General features: G+C 57.6%; 1 protein-coding gene and 1 pseudogene. Both read right to left on the minus strand.

The window, feature by feature from the left end; all coding sequences use genetic code 11:
* Window positions 1-109: 109 nt before the first annotated feature.
* The gene (locus tag AC5ZGW_RS46475; RefSeq protein ID WP_130582215.1) at window positions 110-406 is read right to left on the minus strand and encodes a ferredoxin family protein; all 297 of its coding nucleotides are present in this window, start codon (window positions 404-406) and stop codon (window positions 110-112) included.
* Window positions 407-438: 32 nt separating this feature from the next.
* Window positions 439-942 (minus strand): annotated as a pseudogene (locus AC5ZGW_RS46480) (FAD-dependent oxidoreductase); the annotation flags it as partial.

Below are 942 nucleotides of genomic sequence, written 5' to 3' on the forward strand. Positions count from 1 at the left end.
CGCCCCAGCTGCCGTGTGCCGGCATCGTCGCAGCGAATTGATCAGGTCGCTCGTGGACCAATCTTGGGCCGTGCTTCTTGGCGATGACACGCGGCCTGCCGTTCAGCCCTCATCCAAACTTGAATAAGACGCCATATCCGCCACGCGGATAGCTCCATTCGATGTCGCCAGTGGGTTCGCCGATGACACGGCAGGTGCCGCATTCGATGCAGCCGTCGACGGTGACCTCGACCTGCCCCTTGTGGTTGAGCTCATAGCAGCGCGCCGGGCAGACCTTCAAGAGTGCAAGCAGCTGTGGGGACGGCTTCGTATGTGCGCGTACTTTGATGTGAGGATGACCGACGTCGACAAGATAGCGGTTGTAGAACAGCTTGTCCTCGACGCGCACTGATGTCTCGACATTCATATTTCAGCTTCCTTAGCCTTGATTCTGATGGGTTATCGCCAAGCGCGCGCGAGGCGGAATGCATCGCCAAATAAACCGGTCCATGACCGCGCATTGACAAAGGATTTCAACGTCAGCTTCTCCTTCTCGGCCTTCGGCGTGCCGTCGACCCGTACATAGTTCTGCATCGCCCTGGCGACGAGCTGCGGATAGGTGAGAAAGAAGTTTTGCGAGTTGGTATGCATCAGCATCGGCATATCCTTGTGCTTCTTGAGATCCTTGATCACGAAGGATTCGTCCAGCATCTTCTTGTAGAGCGACAGATTTGCCGCAGTCATGGGATAACGCCGTGATCTCACCTGGACGATAGCTTCCGCCGCAATGCGGCCCGAGGTCATCGCGAGGTTAGAGCCCTCGCGATGAATGGCGTTGTTGAGCTGCGCCGCATCGCCGACCACGACCCAGCCTTCGCCATACAGCTGCGGGATTGCCTTGTAGCCACCTTCAGGGATGAGGTGCGCAGAATATTCCTTGACCTCCGAGCCCTCGATCAGGGG

The sequence above is a fragment of the Bradyrhizobium sp. Crot121 genome, from assembly GCF_059512385.1.